A 21,554-nucleotide genomic window follows, 5' to 3' on the forward strand; every position below is an offset into this window, starting at 1 on the left:
CAATATGTTAAAATTTATAATACTTCGTTAATCATTGTTATTTTTACGCCCATTTTTAACCCTAATTCATTATATGAAGCAGTTTTACACTATTGTTGCTATTCTTACTTTTTGTATAGCAAATGGTCAGATTCAAACGAATGCACCTTGGAATCAAAACGTTGATTTTTTAAAGCAAAATAAAGGAAGTAAAGAGACCTTAGCGGATATTTCGAAAAGAGCAGAAGCATATTTCAAAAATATTGATATCAATAAGAAAGGTAGCGGATATAAGCCTTTTAAAAGATGGGAATATAATAGATCTTTTTATGTAAAGCCTGACGGAACTATATCTACTTTTGAAGACCTACAGAAAGCATGGTCAGAGAAACAAGCTTTAGCAGCTAAATCTACAAGTAGCAATACAAGTGACTGGAAACCATTAGGGCCTTATAACAACTCTAATACTTATAACACATCTGATTTAAAACAAACCGGACAAGGAAGAATTAATGCTATTGCTGTAGACCCAAATAATTCGAACACTTACTATATTGGTGCTCCTGCTGGTGGTATATGGAAATCTACAGATGCTGGTTTAAACTGGTCTCCACTTACCGATTATTTACCACATATTGGCGTATCTGGTATTGCTATAAATCCTGATAATTCTAATATCATATACATTGCTACAGGTGATGATGATGCTGATGATTCTTTTACTGCTGGAGTATGGAAATCTACAGACGGAGGAAGTACGTGGACTGACACTGGACTACCGTTTGGAGGTTCTACAAGAATGAATGAGATTTACATTCACCCTACCAATACTGAAACTGTTTTAGTAGCTACGACCAGTGGAGTATATAAATCTGTAAATGGAGGAAGTACGTGGGCAAGAAAACTAACTTCTAAAATCATTGATCTAAAAATGAAACCAGGAGATCCTACGGTTTGGTACGCTACATCTGAAAGTATTTTTTTCAGATCTACTGATTCTGGTGAAAATTTTTCGCCAGTAACAATCTCTGGTTTTTCTGGATCAACAAGAATGATGATGGATGTAACTCCTGCTAATCCTAATTGTGTTTATTTTGTTAGCGCAGGTGTAGGATCTGCCTTTAATGGTGTTTATAAATCTACTGATAGTGGAGCTTCTTTCACAAAAACTGCAGAAACTCAAGATATTTTCGATAGTACTCAAGCTTGGTACGATTTAGCTATTACAGTATCTGACACTAATGAAGATATTGTTTTTGTTGGAGTAATTGATATTTGGAGATCTACCAATGGTGGAGATTCTTTCACTAGAATTAACAATTGGTTTAACCCTAGACAAGCATCTTACACACATGCTGACATCCACTTTTTGAGATACTTTAATGGAACACTTTTCGCTGGTACTGATGGTGGTATTTATAGATCTACCAATGATGGTACTGCTTTTACAGATTTAACAGAAAATTTAGCGATTAGTCAGTTTTATAGAATTTCGGTTTCTAATGCTAAATTAGACGTTATAGCAGGAGGACTTCAAGATAATGGTGGATTTGGTTATGATGGATCGCAATGGAGAAACTACCACGGAGGTGATGGTATGGAAGGTGTTGTTGATAGTAAAAACTCAAACATTTTTTATGGATTTACTCAATTTGGAGGTTCTTTAAATATTACTCAAGATCAAGGAAAAAATTCAAGTTCTATAGGCGCTCCTAGCGAAGAAACCGATAGAGCAAATAACGATAGTGGTGGACGTTGGATTACTCCTTTAAGCATCAACAGCGATGGAGAATTATTTTCAGGGTATAGCCACCTTTATAAATTGGAAAATAATAATTGGGTAAAAACATCTACTTCTTTTGGAAACGATTTAAGAAACATTGAAATTGATCCAAATAATAATGACATCATTTATGTATCTACTTTTGATAGTGCTAAAAATGGTGAAGTATTATACAAAAGTACAGATAGAGGTCAAACTTTTGCTGAAATAGCGACTTTTACAAATGAAATTATTACATCTATAGAAATCAATAATAATGATTCTAATATAGGATGGGTAGTAACTCGTAATAGAGTATACAAATCAACAACATTATCAAGCTCTTCAGTTTCTTTTACTAATATTACTGGTAATTTACCTTCTGAAAGTAAAATTGTTTTAAAACACCATGCTAGAAGTGGTAATAATACGATTTACTTAGGGACTAATCTAGGTGTATACTTCATTAATGATGGTTTAACTGAATGGCAGAATTTTGACACTAATTTACCTAATACTCAAGTAAGAGATTTAGATATTAACGAAAACGAAGCAAAATTATATGCAGCCACTTATGGTAGAGGAATCTTTTCAACAGATATCCCAAGAGTTCTTCCTCCTAATGACATTAGATTATTATCTATAAATGACTTAGACAACCTTATCAATTGTGGTGAAAATATAATGCCTGAGATTACCATTCAAAATCAAGGTACGCAAACCATAAATAATGTAACAGTTAATTATACTGTAGATGGTGTTTCTAAAACATACAATTGGACTGGTGCTTTACCTTCAACAGAAAGTACTAACATCGTATTACCTGAAATTGCAATAAACAAAGGAGCACAAACATTACAAGTTGAAACGGTAATTACTAATGATGCTTATGATAACAACTCCTTAGAGTCGAAATTTATTATTAATAGTAGTAATAGCGCACCAACAACTGTAAATTCATTTGAGAATAGTGCTGATGAATTATTAACAGATACTACTAATAGACAAGTTTGGGTTATTACTTCAGCCGATAAATCTTCATTATCTATTCCTTCAGGATCTAGAGCATACACTACTGGGCTTTTGAATTACCCAGATCAATCAATAGGTTATTTATATACTGATTGTTATAACTTATCTCAAATTTCTAATCCTGTACTAAAATTTGATATGGGATTTGATATTGAAAATGATTATGATTATTTAGTAGTGGAATACACCGTAGACCAAGGAAAAACTTGGACTATTTTAGGTAGCGCATCTGATCCTAACTGGTACAACAGTAATGCTCAAGTAAATTCATTACCAGGAAATCAATGGACTGGTGTGGGTACGGATAGAAATCCTACTGATTTAAGAACTAATGCTAGTATTAGAGAGTATAGAAACGACTTATCTGCTATAGCAAATCAAACCAATGTAATTTTCAGATTTAAGCTTTTTTCAGATCAAGCTGTAAATGGCCAAGGTGCAATTATTGATAACCTTGCTGTTGGAGGAGTTTTATCAGTTAATGAAGAAAACTTTTTAAAAGGAGTTGCTGTATTCCCTAACCCTTCTGAAGATATTTTTACCATTAATAGAAACACTTCTGAAGAATTAACGATCAAAGTATTTGACATTGCAGGGAAGCAAATCTTAACTAAAAAGAATATAACCGATACCGAAGTTGCTCTTGATTTAAGTAAACATTCTAGTGGTATTTATTTCTTACAGATGTTCTCTCAAGGAAAATCAGCTACTAAAAAATTAGTTTTAAACTAATCAATTATTAGTTAACTATATAATAAAAAAGGATCTTCTGATGAAGATCCTTTTTTATTATAATTATTTCTCTTGTATTAATTATAAACCTCATTACTAGATATGAATTACGAAAAAAACATGAATACTAGCAAATATATATTCTTTAAAACCACATCTGGCTTTGCTTAATTAAAAGCCTAGTTTCTACATAATTTAGACACTAGTTAAAATTTTTAAATTATGAAAAAACCAATTTTAAATCTAGGTAAAGTATTAACCAGAACTGAACAAAAAGAAATTAATGGTAGTAATGGAGGCTATTACTATCCTGCTTGCGAATGTGATCAATATGGAAATAAAATAAATTTACCTTGTGAGGGTGGATGCCAACATCCTGTGCCTCCATTAGAAGATATTTGTGATGTATTACCCGATATTTGCAACTCTTAAACACTATTCAACTCTCTATATACAATTATATAGAGGGTTTTATTTTATGATCTCATTTAGTACGTCATTTATCAAACCAATTTCATATCCACGATAATTTAGAAAATCAAACAGCTTTTTCCTTCTTTTAAAACGATCCTCTTCTCTAATCAATGAGTTCTTTTTTTCAGTAATTTCTTGAAGCGTTTGCGTATATTTTTCTTCTTCAATCTCTTTTAAAGCAGATTTTATATTATACGCTGATATATTTCTAGATTTTAACTCTCTAGTTATTCGTACTCTCCCCCACTTTTTAATATTAAACTTTCCTCTAGCGAAACTTTTAGCAAATCGTTCTTCATTTAAAAAATTATGCTCCAATAAATGCAATAAAATTAGTTCTCTAGCTTCAGGAATAAGATGAAATGTTTTCAACTTATCCTCTACTTCTTTATGACATCGATCTTGATACACACAATAACGCTCTAATTTTCGCTTTACCTCCTCTACACTTACTACAGTCTTTTTATTCATACACTGCAAAAAAACAAAAGAGTTAGCAATATATAACTGCTAACTCTTTAAAATATATAATTTATATGTCTTAGTTTCCTATTTCTGCTATTTCAGTATACGATTCTTGTTGTACACTTGATTTGCTTTTAATCCACATTTTAAACTTAGTAATTAAATAAAATAGAATAGGAACTACGATTAACGTTAAGAAAGTTGCTACAAATAACCCATAGATTACTGTCCATGCTAAAGGTCCCCAGAAAATTACATTATCTCCTCCAACATAAATATGTGGATTTAACTCAGACACTAACGTATAGAAATTAATGTTTAAACCTGTAGCTAAAGGAATCAACCCTAAAATTGTAGTAATTGCGGTAAGTAATACAGGACGTAAACGTGCTTTTCCTCCTTTAATAATACTCTCTTTTAAATCTGGAATAGCAACATATTCATCCTCTTCCAAACCTAAAGCTACTTTCCTTCTATCTATCAATAATTGGGTATAATCCAGAAGTACCACACCATTATTCACCACAATACCCGCTAGAGATATAATTCCCATCATGGTCATCATAATCACAAAAGAAGATCCAGACATTACAATTCCACCAAATACACCTATCAAACTTAAGAAGATTGCAAGCATAATAATTGCTGGCTTAGAAATAGAATTGAATTGATAAATCAAGATTAAAAAGATTAAACCTAGTCCTGAAAAGAAAGCCCCCATTAAAAATGCCATTTGCTTATTTTGCTCTTCGATCTGACCTGTATAATCCACTTTAATAGTCTCTGGCAATTCAGTAAAACTCTTCATTTCATTCTGAATTTTAGATACAATAGCACCTGCATCTGTAAAACCTGGAGCTAAGGCAGAATATACCGTCACTACACGTTTTCCATCTTTATGCTTGATGGCACTAAAACCTGAAGTATTTTTTTGTTTTGCTAACGCAGATACAGGAATCGACTTAATTTGTCCGTTTGAAGGATCTCTGAACGTAATATTTTGATTAAAAATAGCACTTGTATTGTATCTATTTTCTTTATTGAAACGCACATAAATGTCATAATCTTCGCCATCTTCTTTATACACTCCTGCTTTGGCTCCAAAAATAGAATTACGTAACTGACTTCCTACTTGCGCTGCACTTACTCCTAATTCTCCTGCTTTTTTTCTATCCACATCTACCAACATTGTTGGTTTAGACTTATTAACGTCAATCTTAAGCTCTGCAATTCCAGGAATAGATTTTGTGTTGATAAAATCACGCATTTTTTCAGCAACGTTTATTAACTCCGCATAATCCTTCCCTTCCAATTCAATATTGATTGGATATCCTGCTGGTGGTCCTACAGGATCTTTTTCAACAGAAATCGACAACCCTGGATACACTCCTTGTAATTCTTCAGTAATTGCTTTTTTCAACACTTTACTATCTGCTCCTTTTCTATACTTATATTCACGCATAGAAGCTACTATCTTTCCTCTATGCGGCATTTCAGCAGTAGATCCTCCATCTGTTTGCGGATTTCCTGAACCTGCCCCTACTTGAGCAATAGAACTTTCTACTAAGAAATTATGATCTCCTTCTAAGTATTGAGAAGAGTTAATGATTTTAGTAACACGCTCCTCCAAATCTTTCATAATAAGATTTGTTTTTTCAATATCTGTTCCTTGAGGATATTCAACATAAACAATTACCTGATTAGGTGTATTGTCTGGGAAAAATTCTACTTTGGTTCTTTGAGATCCTACAGAAGCCCCAAATCCCATAAATGCAAAAATCAATAAAACAAAAGTTACTATAGTAATTACCTGAGGTTTCCATCCTTTTAAAACACTAGTAATTATTCTTTCATAACCACTCTCCCATTTTGGTAAAATTTTAGCTTGGAATCCATTGGCTGCTGGACGCATAATGTATCTATAAATCCAAAAGTTTGCAGCAGCAAATACCATTAATGTACCTAATGGTCGTAACGATCCACCAAATAATAAAATTAAAATTCCTACTACTCCTAATACAACTGTTAGTCGGATAATTCTCTTTAACGGCATATTTTTATCTTCTGTACTCATGAATTGAGATACCAATACAGAGTTAAAGAAGATAGCCACAAATAATGAAGAACCTAATACAACTGACAACGTAATCGGGAAATAAATCATGAATTGCCCCATTACTCCAGGCCACATTCCTAAAGGAATAAATGCTGCTACTGTAGTTGCTGTTGAAATAATAATTGGGAAAGCAATTTCTCCAATACCCTTTTTAGCCGCTTCTAACCTACTCATACCTTCTTCATCCATCAAGCGGTATACATTTTCTACAACCACAATACCATTATCTACTAACATTCCTAATCCCATAATTAAACCAAATAAAATCATGGTATTCATGGTATATCCCATAAAATTTAGGATCATTAAAGACATGAACATAGACATTGGAATAGCAAAACCAACAAATAGAGCATTTCTTAAACCTAAGAAAAACATTAAAACGGTAACTACTAAGATTACCCCAAAAATGATATTATTTACTAAATCATCTACCTGACCTACAGTTTTAGAAGATTGGTCATTCGCTAAAGTTACTGTTAAATTACTTGGAAACACATTTGCTTTCGCTTCCTTAACCAACTCTCTAATCTTCTCAGTTGCTTCCACCATATTTTTACCTGAACGTTTTTTAACGTCTAGCATTACTACAGATTCAGCATTTTCTCTTGCATAAGTTGTTTTATCTTTATCTTTAAACGTAACTTCAGCGATATCTTTTAAGTAAATCGAGTTTCCTCTTTCTGACTTCACCACAAAGTTATCTAACTCAGCAGGTTTTTCAATCTCTCCTAATACTCTAATGGTACGTCTTTGACCACTAGCTACAATATTACCAGCAGAAACCGTAGTATTTCCATTACTAATAGATTGAATAACATCTCCAAAGCTTACTTGAGCTGCCATCATTTTATAAATATCAACAGCTACCTCAACTTCTTTATCTTCAGCACCTCTGATGTCAGCCTTTTTAATCTCTTCTAAATCTTCAATTTCATCTTGAAGGTATTCCGCATATTTCTTTAATTGATCAACGGTATAATCTCCAGAAATATTAATGTTAAGAATTGGTGTTTCTTCAGAAATATTTAATTCAAATACATTAGGTTCTACTTTAGCTCCATTAAACGTTGGCCAATCTTCACCAGATACTTTTTCATCTACCTCATCCTTTACCTTTTGTTTCGCTTCTTCTACAGTAATATCCTCATCAAATTCAACGGTGATCATTGATACACTTTCCTGAGATGTAGAATTAATTTTATTTACATTACTTACTGTTTTTAATTTTTCTTCTAACGGATCAGTAATTAGTTTCTCTATATCTTCAGCTGTATTTCCAAAATACACTGAACTTATATATATTTTAGTTTCCTTTATTTCTGGGAAGTTTTCTCTTGGCATTCCAAGGAAAGCTGAGATTCCAGCAAACAATATAATCACCATTAAAACATAGATGGTCGTTTTATTGTTTATTGCCCAAGAAGATAAACCAAACTCTTTATCTACTTTCTTTTGTTGTTCTGTCATCAGACTCTATTTTTTATTATTTTTTGGCTAGTTGTAATATTTTAACTTCTTGCTTATCCTTAACACTTCTTGCTCCTTCGTTAACGATTTGCATACCATCAGTAATTCCTTCAGTAACTTCAATAATATCTCCTTGCGTTTTTCCTGTTTTGATTATTACTTGTTTTGCTACTGTTTTATCTCCTTCTTTTTCCACTATATACACATATTGCTCTCCTTTAGCATTTTCAGAAATAATACTCTGAGGTATTAAAATAGCTTTTGGGTTAGTGTAATCATTAATTTTCAGTTTAGCTGTTAAATTAGGTTTTATATCTCCATCTTTATTAGGTACGCCTATTTCAACTTTAAATGTTCTATTCGCCGGATTAATAAAGTTTCCTGCTTGACGGATTTTAGAATCTAATTGTTTTCCTAAAATTGGAAACTCAACAGCAACATCTTTACCTTTCTTAACAGAACTGATATAACTTTCAGGCACATCTGTTTCTATATACATATTCCCTAAGTTTACAATCCTAAAAATTTCTGCACCTGGACCTGGAGAAACTACAGTACCTTGCTCTTTAATTACATCATCTACAATTCCCGTAAAAGGTGCTCTTATTGTATATTTACCAATACTTTTACGAAGATTAGTTACCGCATTCTTTTGAGCCTCAAAATTTGTTTTTGCTTGTAAATATTGAATCTCAGATCCAATTTTCTGATCCCATAAACGTTTTTGACGCTCATATGTTGTTTTTGCTAAAGCTGCATTAGCTTCTAACTGTGCTAATTGATTAGACATACCTCCATCATCTATTCTTGCTAAGGATTGTCCTTTAGCAACTTTCTGTCCCTCTTTTACAAAAACACTAACTAATTGCCCTGGAACCTCTGGATATACCAAAACATTTTTCTTAGTTTGTACATTACCTTGTAATTCTAAATAATGTATAAATTCATTAGTATTAGCAGTAATTGTTGTAATTAGAGGTATTTTTTTATTGGTATCTAGTTTTGCAATTGCAGCGTCTAATTGCTTCAATTGATTCGCTATATCTTGCGACTTCGTACTTAATTCATCCTTTTTTGCTCTAATTTGTTTAAGGTCATTTGAAGCTAAAACTGCTTCTACTGTTTGTTCTTTATTTCCACAAGAAAATAAAATAACTGAAGTTACGGTTAGTATAAATATCTTTCTCATTAGTTGACTATTTAACTGGTACATTTAATGCGTTATCTAATTGTGCTTTTTTAGCAATTACGTTTAACATAGATTGTACATAATTGGCTTGTTGTGTATAAAGTTGATTCTGTGCTTGAGATAAGTCAAAACTTGTTGAAATTCCTTCGAAAAATTTCAGTTGTTGTTTTTTCTCAATACGTTCTGCTAACTGTAAATTTTTCTTAGCAGTTTGATAATTCTCGATACTAAGTTGATACTCACTCCTTGCTGTTTGCGCTTGCAAATTCAATTTTTGAGTAATTTCCTTGAGTCTTATTTCTGTATTTTCTAGTTCTATTTTTGCTTGTTCTGTTCTAGATCTTCTTCCAAAACTACTAAAGATAGGTATGTTTAACGACACCCCTAGTAAAGAATAATCAAACCATTGTTGGTCGCCATCAAAAAATGTAAAACTATCTGAATTGGCATTTGCTCCATAATTAAGAAATGCACTAAGCGACGGTAATGCCTTACTTTTTTCTAACTTAACCAATAGTTCATTAGCTGTTTTATTATTCCTTGCTATTCTATAATCGATGTGTTTCTCTAAATTAAAGGTTTTAGATAAAAGCTCTAAATCTGTATTTTCAAATACTAAGTTCTCTAGATTGTCTGATAACTCCAATTGTTTTTCAATATCTTCTCCTAAAGCTATGTTTAACATCTGGTAAGCAATCTTCTTTAATCTTTTGGTATTACTTATGTTACTTTCTAAATTACCTAAAGTAATCTGTAATTGCTCTACATTTTCTTCTTCCGTTAAACCATTATCAAAAATCTTTTGAGTTTCGTTTAAATTCTTCGATAAGATTCTTTTGTTATTATTTAGAATTTCTAGCGTTTTTTCTGCTACTAAAACATTTCCATACGCATTAACAACAGCTTCTCTAGTAGCTAACTCTGTTTTCTCTTTTGCTTGTTCAGAAATTTTTAAATACGTTTTAGCAGATTGTAAACCTACCAAATAAGAACCATCAAAAATTAATTGACTTAACGTTACAGCTGCATTTACACTCTGTTTTGTTCCAAAAACTAAAGGAATAAATCCCTCAGGAGGCACTGGCGAGCCGTTTGCTGTGAGACCAAAAAAATCTTCTACCGTTTGGATTACAGATTCTCTGTTGTCAAAAGCTGCAGCTGGCAATAACGAAACCTGCTGTTTTAGCCAATATTGATAGTCTACTTTTCCATTGATTTGAGGTAGACCAATAGTGGTTGTTTCCCACTTCTTTTCCTTAGCCGCATCTATATTTTTAGCTGCGACTTTGTTGTCGTAGTTGTTTTTAATAGCATAATCAATAGCCTCTTGCATTGACAATCGTAACACTTTTTCTTGAGCTCCAACAGAACTCACAAGAAATAAAACAAATACACCTAAAAGGTATCTTTTCATTACTTTCTAATTTTGATTAATTATTTTCAATTGTTTTTCTAACTCTTTTATTCCTTTTTCAGTAGCAATAGCTCTTACGTGATATTCTAATATCTTATATTCCGTTTCCACAAATTCTTGTACACTTTTACTATACATTTCTGATTCAAAAATTCCAAAAATCAAAGTGAAATAGAAATTGGTAATTAAACTTAAATCAATGTCCGCTCTATACAAACCTTGTGCTATACCATTTTCTAAATTATCTCTATTACAATCTCTGAACATACACACTTCTCTATCCATAAGATCTGTATAAATTTCTGGATAGTATTTTTTCAATTGATGCATTGGAGAACCTTTTGCATTTTTAAACATCTCTTTAAAAATGGCTTTAATGGCAAACTCCTCTTCTATTGCATTGTATTTTTTCTCCTTAATAGTATCTATACCATGCTCAATTACTTCATGAATTGAAGCACAAGATGCTCTTACCAAGGAAACTTTATTAGAAAAATACTTATACAATGTTTTCTTAGATATGCCCAACTCACTAGATATATCGTCCATTGTAACGCTCTTAAAACCTAAGTTTAAGAACAATTCTCCTGCTTTATTTATAATTTTTTCTCTCATAATTCTTTGCAAATGTACGTAAGGAAACTTTAGAAACAAAAAAAGTTTCCCGAGTTTTAATGATTTTTTAACATTGAGACTACTCAGTAATTTTAATTCATTTATTTTTGTGTAAAAATTTCACATTTGGATTTAGCTAAGTATCAACAATCATTTTTAAAATATCTTGAGCAACAAGATTTTAACCGAGAACCTAAGAATTTATATGCGCCAGTAGATTATATTCTACAACTAGGAGGGAAAAGACTTCGACCTATTTTGACATTAATAGCTTGTGATGCTATGACTAACTCTTTTTCTGAGGCTTTACCAGCTGCTATGGCCGTAGAAACTTTTCATAACTTCACTTTGGTACATGATGATATTATGGACGAAGCTCCTTTACGACGTGGAAAGGAAACGGTACATCATAAATGGGATGTTAACACAGGAATTCTATCGGGAGATGCCATGTTAATTTTAGCGTATCAGTATTTTGAAAATTATGAACCTATAGTATTTCAAAAGCTGGCTAAGCTATTTAGTAAAACCGCTTTGGAAGTTTGTGATGGACAACAGCTAGATGTTGATTTTGAAACTAGAAATGATGTTACTATTGAAGAATACATCAAAATGATCACATTAAAAACTTCTGTTTTGGTCGCTGCTGCTTTAAAAATGGGAGCTATTGTGGCCAACTCAAGTGAAACTGAAGCCGATCATTTATATGACTTTGGTTTGAATTTAGGAATCGCTTTCCAACTTCAGGATGACTATCTAGATACATTTGGTAATCCTGAGACATTTGGGAAACAAATCGGAGGAGATATTATTGAGAACAAAAAAACCTATTTGTATTTAAAGTGTTTAGAAGTGGCCAATAATGAAGACAAAGAAAAGTTACAGTTTTTCTTTAATCAGAAGTTAGAAGACAACTCAATTAAAATTGATGAAGTCACTCGTATTTTCGAACGTAATGACATTCCTAACTTAATTCAGGGATTAATTCAAAAATATACAGAAGAATCTTTCGAACATCTTCATAAGCTAAACATCTCTGAATCAGCGAAACAAAATCTTATTGGATTTGGAAAGTATTTAATGACCAGAAAAGTTTAAAAAAATCCTTTAGATTTTCAAAAAAGTTTTTATTTTTGCAAACCATTTTACTGGTCCTATAGCTCAGTTGGTTAGAGCACCTGACTCATAATCAGGGGGTCCATGGTTCGAGCCCATGTGGGACCACCTTTAAAATCAAGGCTTTGAGAGGTTAAAAACTTTCAAAGCTTTTTTATTTGCACTCAATTTGCACGCAAAATATTACATTTTATAAAGCAAAGAAAGAATTTCTTCACTTTACAAAACGTCTAAAAAAGTACTTCAGCTACTTTTTTAACCTTTGTAGGACGAAATAAACTTGTTTATGAGTCGTACAAAGGCAGAAACCTGAGAAGGTTTCTTTCCGTTTTAAATTTCAGGTATTTGAAAAAGCTGTGTTATAAGAATTTTCGTTATTCTCTCATACCTTCTTTATGCTTTCTGAAAACTACCTCATTGGATTCAAACGTTACGCTCTATATGAAAAAGAAATTACCCCAAAAGCAACACAGAGTATTATAAACAGCACCAAAAAACTTTTTGAAGTAACAAATATTGAAAATCTAAAAGATATAACAACGGATATTATACGTGGCTATCTGTATGACCAAAAAGAACAAAGGTTGTGGACAGCAAAAACATTTCGCAATAAAAGACAACACCTAAAAAGCTTTTTTGATTATTGTGTATCTCATGAATATATTTCAAAAAATCCAGTAGAAAAAATAGGTAAGCCGAAACTTCCCAAAACCACACCTCGGTTTATAAAAACACAAGATTTGCTTTTTATCATAGCCCATACAGAACTCTATCCTTGGAGATACGAAGTAGAAAGAACCAGAAATAATGCCATTATCAGCACCTTTCTTTTTACAGGAATGCGACTAAGCGAACTTTTAAACCTTCAACTTACAGATGTAAATATCGAAGAACAGGAAATAATCATTAAAAAAGGAAAAGGGAAGAAGGAACGAATTGTGCCGATACATCATAAATTATTACCTCAGCTCAAAAGATACCTCAAAGAGAGAAAGAGATGTAAAAATCAGTCTATATGGTTTTTCCAAAGCTTAAAACTCCCAACGCAAATAACCCCAAAAACAATTCACATTATTTGTAAGAAAATCAGCAAGGCATCTGGGGTAAAATTTACCCCTCATAATCTACGACATTCATTTGCACGTGGCTGCATGAATTCTGGACTTGGATTATATCAAACAAAAGAAATATTGGGGCATGCGAGCGTATCTACTACAGAAATATATTTGAGTATTGCGAAAAATACACTTAAAAAGTCGTTCTCGGAGGCTGTATTGGTGTAAAACTAAGTGGATGTTTATTTATCTTCTCGGTTAAATGTCCTGTGGTCAGAGATAGGTATATAGTAGTGGTTTTAATATCGCTGTGCCCCATCATATTAGAGAGTGAATATAAATCACAATTACCTTGGAGCATGAGAGTGGCAAACGTATGACGTAATAAGTGTGGATGTACTTTAAAGCCAACATCTTTTTGGAGACGTAAAAATAGTCGCTTAATAACAGACTGACTCATTTGTTTATCAAACCGTAGCGAGGTAAAAAAGTATATCGACATCTTTTCTCGTTTCTCTCGTTCGTGTAAATATTCTTGTAATATCTGAACCAAGCGAGTATTTAACGGAATTAAACGATCTTTCCCTCCTTTACCGTTCTCTACCCTCAAAACTTTTTCATGCAGTCTTATATCTGACATTTTCAACCCTAAAAGTTCACCTTGTCGAACACCCGTAAATAAAAACGTCGCAATAATGGTTCTAGCTCGTATTTTTTCAAATTTGTACCTGAATTTAGCAACGTAAGTCCACTCTATAAGTTTAAGAGCATCATCTTTGGGAATGTATTTTGGAAGTCTCTTTGGAAGACGTGGTTTTGGTATATCTTTTACAGGGTTTACTGTTCCGTATCCTTGTGAAACGTAGAACTTAAAGAAATTATTAAAAGCTTGGAGTGTATTTTTAATAGTCTTGGCACTACAATTATGATAGATTTTTTTCTCAGTGATGTATCGCTCGACAATAGATTTGGTAATTTCTTGCGGATGGTTTAGCTTGGTGTGGTTTACAAACTGCCGAAATACATAGTATTCGTTTCTGAGCGTACGCGAAGAAAGCCCCCTAAAGGTTAAGGAGTAATCACAGTATTGTTGGTGTAAAATGAGGATATTATTCATGTGTCTCAATGGACTAAAGGCTACGCCCTTATGTCATTGAATCACTTTTTCGCTGTTCTGAAATCCTCTTATGCCTTTCTGTGAAAGGTGATTGGTTGCGGAGGCAGGATTTGAACCTGCGACCTTCGGGTTATGAGAATTCCCGTTCAGTGTAAAACTTTATTATTTAGCTTTTTTAAGCAATTAATTTTAGTTTTATGATTGTTTAAAGTATTATTTTCAATAACGTTCGGGCACTTGGAAATATAGACGTGGTTTAGCAGAATGTCAACTAAATATTACTGGCAAAATATTTGATAATATATTTATAATAATTACATTTAAACTATAATTTTAATAAAATATGATTTTAGCATCACCGAAAAATCTATTTGATGAGAAATCTTTTTTATCATCTTATGATCTTATTCTATCTAACTCGGAACATTACGTTAGTATTTTAAAAAACCATGTGGAAGCACTAAAACATTGTGAATCTATCCTAGACTTAGGTTGTGGTTCTGGTGCATCTACAATTGAATTTTTAAAACACCGAAAAAAAGTTACTGCTTTGGATAAGAGCTTAGATTCGCTAGAGTTCTTGAAAGAAAAAGCAATAAAAATAAAACTTGAAGGTGGTTTGAAATGTATTCAGGGAGACATGACAGATTTAGTAAATATACCCTCTAATAGTTATGAAGGTGTGAATTCAATGATAGCAGCCCATTTAGTCAAAAATTTTGAAGGACACATTAAAGAAAGTTACCGGGTATTAAAGTCTGAAGGAACTTTTGTTATTACTGCACGAGATATTAATGGAAATCAATCTTTATTAGTTGATATAGCTGAAAGGTCATTGAAATCAAAAGGTTTATTTAATAAATTAAGAGATGAATTTGATGAAGTTTGTAGTAATTTGTTAATGACCGCTAATAATAGGTCGAAGTCTCTTATGACAAAAGAAGAAGCTAAAAATATACTTATAAAAAATGGATTTCGAGACATTCAAGAAATAGAAAATAAATCTCAAGGAGTTATGTACACTTTTAAAGCTGAAAAAGTATAATTAAGGATTTATTATTATTTCATTAATTATATATTTTATTTTTTTTATTATCTCTTTGAATTGATCTATATCAATAGGTTTTGTCTTGCTTTGCTCCAAAATTTTCAAATCATTTTTTAAATCATTCACCTCAACATCTTCAATCTTGTGAAGATTAACTAACTTAAGTAATTCTTCTTGTTCTAATAATTTTTTATAATTTTCAATTGAGATTCTATTATTTTTACCCTTACCTTCAACCCTTAACTTCCAAATTTCATCACTTAAAACTCCTGTTTTTGGCTTTGTTACACCTTTCTTTATCCTAAAATAATCCAGCTGAATATGCTCTTCTATCCTGCTTAAAGAATTTCCTAAATCACAATATTTGTCCTTTCCAAAAAGTTGATATTCTTTATTTTTCATAACAAGAGCAACTGGCATTGCTTTAGTTATTGATCTTATTTTTTTGGTATCAGGTTTATCATACCTATCAGTTATTCCTGTAGAACAAATCATCATCATAGCCTGATCTCCCCATAATTGAATAGCTGGAAAAATATCTATTCTTTCAAGAAAAGTAATTCTAATCTCAATATCTTCCTGAGATCGTATAGTCTCATCAAATTTATCATACCAAAAATCAAAAAAATTTATTAATATTTCGCCTGCTGTTACTCGGCTTGAAAAAGGATATAAAGCTCTAGAATTTTGCTCTATTTTTTTACCTTTATTTTGTCTATGCCCTAAAGTTGCAAAATAGATAGTTTGAAAAGGCCTTTTATTTTCATATGATTTTTTTGATAAGCTAATCAATTGGTCTGCTATTAATACACTATCAGAATATTTATTATCATTATCAAATGTACCCAACATAGTGCCAACTATATATAAGTTTTGCTTTTTTTTCTCCAATTCTGCATACTCTATAAATTTTCTTTGTAATTCATAGTAATCTCCTGATAAAATAATTTTATCTATATTTTTAATTTCATGCTCTTTGTTTAAATATTCATTCATTTGTAAAAGAACAGATTGAATCCCATCTTTATTTCCTTCTCCAAAAACAAAATTAGTTAACTCATTTGTTACTCTTGTTAATTTCTCTTCTACCAATCTAATCTTTATTATTACACTTTTATTAGTTATATAACTTAAAGCTACTCCTATTAATTGAAAACATATTGCAAATACTATTCCTCCAATACCATAGTATAAGATTTCAGATCCGTTACTCCATTTCTTCACAATACTAGCGGCAGATTCAGTCACGACAAAAGATATGCCGCAAATTGTCACAAAACCAATAACTTCTAATAGTACTTTTAAATCATTCTTATATTTAGAATTTTTATCATCCATATAAATCTTTTATCCTCATTTCAAAATCTTTTTTTAAAATATTGCTTACTTCTTTTATTAGCTCCTTTACTTCATAATTCTTAACATTATATTCCCTTACTTCAGAGACTGGAGTTCCTATTAATACTTTTATGTTTGAAGCAACTTTTATAGCTTCTCTAATATCATGAGTTACAAAAACTGTAGTCGGCTTCGTCTTATTCTGAATTTTCAGAAAAGTATCTTGCAAATGTTCTCTGAATTGTACATCTAACTTACTAAATGGCTCATCCATAAATAAAAAATGAGGAGACTTTGCTAAAACTCGACCAAATTCAGCTCTTTGTTTCATTCCCCCAGAAAGCTGATTAGGATAATAATCTAAAGCCTCAAATAAACCTACTTCTTTTGCAATAGACTCGACAGCGATAAAATTTCCTTCATTGGCTAACACTATATTTTGCTTAACAGTCTTCCAAGGAAATAAAGTTGAATCTTGAAAAATAATAGCTTTTTCTTTTTCGCTAGGTTTTTCTTGATTTGTATACAATATTTGTCCTTCCGTTGGTTCGTATAGATTTGCTAGTAATTTTATAAGTGTTGATTTTCCACAACCAGAAACCCCCAAAATTGCGGTTACTTGATTTTGTTTGATCGAAAAACTCAAATTATCAAACACTTTCGTTTTACCGAAACTAAAACTCATATCTTGAATCTTCATACTCATGCTTTATCAAAATTTACCCAAGGCACTAAAACTCTTACTACAACGACGAAAATTCTATCCAACAAAAGACCAAACGCACCCAAAAGCAATAATGCAACAGTCATTTTATCAATCTGAAAAGTATCATAAGAAACTTTTAATTGATAACCAATACCATAATCTGCCCCTAAAGTTTCACTTATATAAACCAGAATAAATGAGATTCCAATAGCTACACGAGCACCTGTATAAGCACTAAGGAATGTGGCGGGTAGGTAAAAGTGTTTGATTAAATTAAAACCCGATAAACCTTGTAATTTAGCACTAGCAATGAGTTCTTCGGACAATGCTTTAATTCCTAAATGTCCACTGATCCAAATAGGAAAAAATGCTCCCCAAGTAATTAAAAGAATTTTTGAAGTTTCAGAAATACCAAAAGAAACAAGGAAAAATGGAGCAAGTGCAACTGGTGTTATTGCTCTTAGATAATTAAAAATATTTACTACACCAGAAGACACTTTATTATATCTTCCTGTTAACATCCCTATTATAATGCCTAATCCTAAAGCTAATAAAAAACCTAACATAACCCTATACAAGGTATAAATAGCATCTAGTAAAAGACCATTTTTAGCCCATTGTTTAAAACTATTTAACACCTGTAATAGACCTTCTCCTATGCTTTTGGTAGGTGAAACTATTGTATCAACAAGATACAATAAACATAAAAGGATAATAAATGTAAGGAGGTATTTTAAAGGTTTCATTATTGGCTTAGTCTAACACGTTCGGGGCTAATTTCTTCTAATGTTTTTGTATGTATATAATCTTTCCAATCTCTGGTTAGTATGTCCGAAGAAGTAGTTAAACCAGAATCATGAGCCCAAACAGCTAATGTTTCTAATGTATTTACTACCTCATCATCTAAAGTAACCTGAAACCTGAATAAGGGCAATAGTTCGCTCAAAGTATTTGTATCTAACCCCACCTCTTTACTGAGTTGAGCTAAAGTTTCTTTATCTCCATTGTTGATCTTTTCTTCTGCTTCTATGAGAGATGTAATAATTTGTTTTATTCCTTCTGGATTATTTTTAATATTCTCCTTTGTAGATACTACACAGTAAACTACTCTAAATGCATCTTGTGAAGTTGGAAGGTATATGAATTTTTCTGTATTTTCTAACCTAGCTTTTTCCAAAAAAGGTTGCCAAACTACCATAGCATCTATATCTCCTCTTATTAACGATGGTTGAAGATTTGGAGGAGTTAGATTTATAGTCTTTACCTCTCCTGAAATATTATTTTTTTTCGCTAACAATTCAAAAACATATTGAGCAGTTGTTCCTTGTGGAAAACCAACACGTTTGTCTTTTAACTGAATAATAGAGTCAATTCCTTTATCTTTGTTGGCAATTATTCCCATACTTTTAGCAGAAGTTATTACAGCCACAATTTGTAAATCATCTCTTTTATCAGATGCTAATAAAAAAGGCCACTCTGCCAGAGTTGCTACATTCGTTGCATTACCTAATAAAGCTTGTGTTGTCTCTCTTCCTGTAGAAAACTGAACTGGCTCTATTTGATTTTGTTGTAATATATTTTTAGCAATCATACTTGGCGCATCTACTAAAGCTGTTGTATATGCATATTTCAGAGTTTTTTCAGTTTTTTTGTAAGTGAAAAAATAGATACTTATTACAGTAATTAGAATAAGTAATAATAAAGCGAGGTGATTTTTTTTCATTTATCTGGTATTTAGAAAGCTAAATATAATTATTTCATTTTTACTATACATTATTCAATTACTTTTTTGTAGGATAAAATACATTTGAAAAACTATAATTTTTTCAAAGCAAGATAGCCTGTTGTATTTAACAGTTGAAAACAACTGAAAACACAAAGGCATCTTGCAAAAGGGAAATCCCTCTTGACACCCTTTTAAATTGAAACGAATAATAAACTGTGTATGTACACAACTCTATACTTTTACAGGAAAATTGTATTACACAATGAATATTTCTTTTTCATACAAGCTGGGAGTTGAGAGGGCGAAGAGCCTTCTCACAAGTACGGGATTTAGAATTGCACAAACAATTTATTGTGTGTAATACAAATCCCTTACTTGTATAGTCTACTCATTACATAAGTATCTTTGATATGTAGACTATCGTCCGCGCAACATTTTATAGAGCGCACAAAAATTCAAGCGAAGCTATCGGATATTTCTTTCATAATATTTTGAAAATATTGATCTTTAGATGTAACCTCAAAATTTAAAATATTATCGCACCAAAAGGGAGTGCTTATTCACAAGACGAATTAGACAACCGTTCAAACCAATTATGTCTTCCTGAGAAAAACAGGATACAAATACGAAAAATAATATCAATTTAATTATATTCTTCATTACATATAATTTTTAGAATAATCATCAAAAACTTTACCTTATTACTCCTAAATTAACCACCCCATTTGAAACCTCTTGTTATAGTTTGAAATAATCTATCATCATCTTTATAAGAACAGTTTCCTAGTTTAAATGTCATTTTATCAAATAAAAGGATTTTTCTAACTCCTTTTTCATTAATAAAGTCCGCTCTTAGATAAATACCTTTTTTAATAAGTTCATCATTTGAAACTTCTAAAGACTTTATTAACTTTAATATCTCATCTATTCTTGTTTTCTCTGTAATTGAGTGCTTAAAAGTTGTAGTTATTGATTTTTCATCAAACCCATCAACAGGAGATAATATATCTAGAGGTGTAAAATAAAACTCTATACTTTTTATATCTGTTAAATTTTGATTTTTTTTACAATCAGTACAATTTGTTAAAAACAATAATGTTAAAACTAAAAATATAATATGTCTATTCATTGCTAATTACTTTTTTACTGGTGTGGTAGAAGTTGGTGACTTTACTTTTATGAAAAAACCATAATGTCCTTGTCTTTGAACGTTTCCTAATTTTTTAGAAGCAGGGTTTTCAATTGTAGTTATTACATCATGTTCTTCTCTTGTATTGTATATTCCAAAGTTTGTTTTTGAGTCTTTGTAATGTTGTTTAGCATCTTTTAAGTGACTTTCAGCATGCCCTAATTCATGCAATAAAACTTCAGAAGGAGATACAATACCATCTTCAGAATATCCATTTCCACTTATCCATGATATAAACCCTTTTATGTTCGTAAATTTTGTACCCCCTTTAGAATCCCATATAACTTCGGGCTTTCCTGTATTTTGTCCTTCTCTCTTAAAATAGCTGTTTCTATTTAGTTTTCCATGCTCTATATTATTTTCAGGAGTATCTTCAAAAAGGTTTACATTTTTTGAACTATCAGTTGCTAACCCCTTAATTACACCTGTCTCATCTGCTCCATTATTTACTATATGGTTCAAGGCTGTATATACATCCTTTACGAATGCATTATCCCCTTTATATTCTTGACCAAACTGGTATGTATGAGTCTGTTTATTACCATCTGCATCTGTAAAATGTATTATAATATCTTCAGGTGCTAACCCAGTTGGGTCAACAAACCGAATTGGATTATTATTTACAAAGTTATAGGGTGATTTATCAGGGAATTCTTCGGCCAAAGGGTCAGGAGAAAACCAACGACTAATTACCTCTGGTTCTAATGTCGCTTCCGAAAGCCCCAATGTATCTATTTGTTTAAAGGAAACTATTTTCTGCGTATTTACATTATACATCACAGAACCAATAGGTACGATGCTGTCTAAATCATGGAGCTCTAAATACTTTCCTTTACTTAACGTGGCTATTTTGGGCTTGTAACCGAATTTTTTAAACGGATTTCCTGCTTGTATGTTTTTCTCACGTTTTGCTTTTTCTTCTGGGCTTAAAGCATCTTCTTTTTGAGCATAAATATTCCCTAAAACGGTGAATGACATCAGTAGCATAAATATTCTTGTCTTTTTCATTTG

Annotated in this window: 17 protein-coding genes and 1 tRNA gene; 6 read left to right on the forward strand and 12 right to left on the reverse strand. The window is 31.6% G+C overall.

Annotation, left to right across the window (positions count from 1 at the left end):
- The first annotated feature begins 73 nt into the window (after positions 1-73).
- Positions 74-3,505, forward strand: coding sequence for a T9SS type A sorting domain-containing protein (locus BVC87_RS17675; protein ID WP_075343736.1), 3,432 nt, complete (start codon positions 74-76; stop codon positions 3,503-3,505).
- 222 nt (positions 3,506-3,727) lie between these two features.
- Positions 3,728-3,937, forward strand: a complete 210-nt coding sequence (locus BVC87_RS17680; protein ID WP_075343737.1) for a hypothetical protein — start codon at positions 3,728-3,730, stop codon at positions 3,935-3,937.
- Positions 3,938-3,976: 39 nt separating this feature from the next.
- On the opposite strand, the gene BVC87_RS17685 is transcribed toward BVC87_RS17680, so the two are convergent.
- The 5 genes from BVC87_RS17685 to BVC87_RS17705 all read right to left on the reverse strand — a co-directional run bounded on the left by BVC87_RS17685 (position 3,977) and on the right by BVC87_RS17705 (position 11,248).
- Complete coding sequence (locus BVC87_RS17685; RefSeq protein WP_075343738.1) at positions 3,977-4,450, reverse strand: regulatory protein RecX; 474 nt, start codon at positions 4,448-4,450, stop codon at positions 3,977-3,979.
- A 70-nt stretch (positions 4,451-4,520) separates the two neighbouring features.
- Positions 4,521-8,030 carry an efflux RND transporter permease subunit gene (locus tag BVC87_RS17690; protein ID WP_075343739.1) on the reverse strand — a complete coding sequence of 1,170 codons (3,510 nt, stop codon included), beginning with the start codon at positions 8,028-8,030 and terminating at the stop codon, positions 4,521-4,523.
- 16 nt (positions 8,031-8,046) lie between these two features.
- Positions 8,047-9,219: an efflux RND transporter periplasmic adaptor subunit gene (locus BVC87_RS17695; RefSeq protein ID WP_075343781.1), complete on the reverse strand. Its 1,173-nt coding sequence runs from the start codon at positions 9,217-9,219 to the stop codon at positions 8,047-8,049.
- 7 nt (positions 9,220-9,226) lie between these two features.
- A complete protein-coding gene (locus BVC87_RS17700; protein ID WP_075343740.1) occupies positions 9,227-10,633 on the reverse strand; it encodes a TolC family protein in 1,407 nt (468 codons plus the stop codon).
- 6 nt (positions 10,634-10,639) lie between these two features.
- Entirely contained in the window at positions 10,640-11,248 is a 609-nt protein-coding gene (locus BVC87_RS17705; RefSeq protein ID WP_075343741.1) for a TetR/AcrR family transcriptional regulator, read from the reverse strand.
- 126 nt (positions 11,249-11,374) lie between these two features.
- Here BVC87_RS17705 and BVC87_RS17710 point away from each other — a divergent pair, with 126 nt between their 5' ends.
- From BVC87_RS17710 to BVC87_RS17720, 3 genes are all read left to right on the forward strand, one after another.
- Positions 11,375-12,346, forward strand: a complete 972-nt coding sequence (locus BVC87_RS17710) for a polyprenyl synthetase family protein (protein ID WP_083629585.1) — start codon at positions 11,375-11,377, stop codon at positions 12,344-12,346.
- A 52-nt stretch (positions 12,347-12,398) separates the two neighbouring features.
- Positions 12,399-12,472 (forward strand) — tRNA-Ile (locus BVC87_RS17715).
- Between the two features lie 287 nt (positions 12,473-12,759).
- Positions 12,760-13,647 (forward strand): tyrosine-type recombinase/integrase, encoded by an 888-nt coding sequence (locus tag BVC87_RS17720; protein WP_075343743.1) that lies wholly within the window; start codon positions 12,760-12,762, stop codon positions 13,645-13,647.
- Here BVC87_RS17720 and BVC87_RS17725 read toward each other — a convergent pair.
- Positions 13,613-14,536 (reverse strand): tyrosine-type recombinase/integrase, encoded by a 924-nt coding sequence (locus BVC87_RS17725; protein ID WP_075343744.1) that lies wholly within the window; start codon positions 14,534-14,536, stop codon positions 13,613-13,615. The two genes, BVC87_RS17720 and BVC87_RS17725, sit on opposite strands and share 35 nt — an antisense overlap.
- A 343-nt stretch (positions 14,537-14,879) precedes the next feature.
- On the opposite strand from BVC87_RS17725, the gene BVC87_RS17730 reads away from it, so the two are divergent.
- On the forward strand, positions 14,880-15,581 hold the full coding sequence (locus BVC87_RS17730; protein WP_075343745.1) for a class I SAM-dependent methyltransferase: 702 nt from the start codon (positions 14,880-14,882) through the stop codon (positions 15,579-15,581).
- Here the strand turns inward: BVC87_RS17730 and BVC87_RS17735 are convergent, their stop codons facing one another.
- The 6 genes from BVC87_RS17735 to BVC87_RS17760 all read right to left on the reverse strand — a co-directional run bounded on the left by BVC87_RS17735 (position 15,582) and on the right by BVC87_RS17760 (position 21,551).
- A complete protein-coding gene (locus tag BVC87_RS17735) occupies positions 15,582-16,922 on the reverse strand; it encodes a hypothetical protein (protein WP_075343746.1) in 1,341 nt (446 codons plus the stop codon).
- Positions 16,915-17,628: an ATP-binding cassette domain-containing protein gene (locus BVC87_RS17740; RefSeq protein WP_075343747.1), complete on the reverse strand. Its 714-nt coding sequence runs from the start codon at positions 17,626-17,628 to the stop codon at positions 16,915-16,917. The genes BVC87_RS17735 and BVC87_RS17740 overlap by 8 nt, the downstream gene beginning before the upstream one ends.
- The gene (locus BVC87_RS17745; protein ID WP_075343748.1) at positions 17,625-18,374 is read right to left on the reverse strand and encodes an ABC transporter permease; all 750 of its coding nucleotides are present in this window, start codon (positions 18,372-18,374) and stop codon (positions 17,625-17,627) included. The genes BVC87_RS17740 and BVC87_RS17745 overlap by 4 nt, the downstream gene beginning before the upstream one ends.
- Positions 18,374-19,351, reverse strand: a complete 978-nt coding sequence (locus tag BVC87_RS17750; protein WP_075343749.1) for an ABC transporter substrate-binding protein — start codon at positions 19,349-19,351, stop codon at positions 18,374-18,376. Before BVC87_RS17750 ends, BVC87_RS17745 begins: the two co-directional genes overlap by 1 nt.
- Positions 19,352-20,066: 715 nt before the next feature.
- Positions 20,067-20,483 (reverse strand): hypothetical protein, encoded by a 417-nt coding sequence (locus tag BVC87_RS17755; RefSeq protein WP_075343750.1) that lies wholly within the window; start codon positions 20,481-20,483, stop codon positions 20,067-20,069.
- 6 nt (positions 20,484-20,489) lie between these two features.
- Positions 20,490-21,551 (reverse strand): hypothetical protein, encoded by a 1,062-nt coding sequence (locus tag BVC87_RS17760; protein WP_143569824.1) that lies wholly within the window; start codon positions 21,549-21,551, stop codon positions 20,490-20,492.
- Positions 21,552-21,554: the final 3 nt, after the last annotated feature.

The organism is Tenacibaculum agarivorans (assembly GCF_001936575.1).
Classification (GTDB): domain Bacteria; phylum Bacteroidota; class Bacteroidia; order Flavobacteriales; family Flavobacteriaceae; genus Polaribacter; species Polaribacter agarivorans.

Coding starts and splice junctions, on each gene's coding strand:
- BVC87_RS17705 (WP_075343741.1), bottom strand. CDS start 11,248: ATGAGAGAAAAAATTATAAATAAAGCAGGAGAATTGTTCTTAAACTTA.
- BVC87_RS17740 (WP_075343747.1), bottom strand. CDS start 17,628: ATGAGTATGAAGATTCAAGATATGAGTTTTAGTTTCGGTAAAACGAAA.
- BVC87_RS17700 (WP_075343740.1), bottom strand. CDS start 10,633: ATGAAAAGATACCTTTTAGGTGTATTTGTTTTATTTCTTGTGAGTTCT.
- BVC87_RS17745 (WP_075343748.1), bottom strand. CDS start 18,374: ATGAAACCTTTAAAATACCTCCTTACATTTATTATCCTTTTATGTTTA.
- BVC87_RS17730 (WP_075343745.1), top strand. CDS start 14,880: ATGATTTTAGCATCACCGAAAAATCTATTTGATGAGAAATCTTTTTTA.
- BVC87_RS17690 (WP_075343739.1), bottom strand. CDS start 8,030: ATGACAGAACAACAAAAGAAAGTAGATAAAGAGTTTGGTTTATCTTCT.
- BVC87_RS17680 (WP_075343737.1), top strand. CDS start 3,728: ATGAAAAAACCAATTTTAAATCTAGGTAAAGTATTAACCAGAACTGAA.
- BVC87_RS17720 (WP_075343743.1), top strand. CDS start 12,760: ATGCTTTCTGAAAACTACCTCATTGGATTCAAACGTTACGCTCTATAT.
- BVC87_RS17685 (WP_075343738.1), bottom strand. CDS start 4,450: ATGAATAAAAAGACTGTAGTAAGTGTAGAGGAGGTAAAGCGAAAATTA.
- BVC87_RS17675 (WP_075343736.1), top strand. CDS start 74: ATGAAGCAGTTTTACACTATTGTTGCTATTCTTACTTTTTGTATAGCA.
- BVC87_RS17750 (WP_075343749.1), bottom strand. CDS start 19,351: ATGAAAAAAAATCACCTCGCTTTATTATTACTTATTCTAATTACTGTA.
- BVC87_RS17755 (WP_075343750.1), bottom strand. CDS start 20,483: ATGAATAGACATATTATATTTTTAGTTTTAACATTATTGTTTTTAACA.
- BVC87_RS17760 (WP_143569824.1), bottom strand. CDS start 21,551: ATGAAAAAGACAAGAATATTTATGCTACTGATGTCATTCACCGTTTTA.
- BVC87_RS17725 (WP_075343744.1), bottom strand. CDS start 14,536: ATGAATAATATCCTCATTTTACACCAACAATACTGTGATTACTCCTTA.
- BVC87_RS17735 (WP_075343746.1), bottom strand. CDS start 16,922: ATGGATGATAAAAATTCTAAATATAAGAATGATTTAAAAGTACTATTA.
- BVC87_RS17695 (WP_075343781.1), bottom strand. CDS start 9,219: ATGAGAAAGATATTTATACTAACCGTAACTTCAGTTATTTTATTTTCT.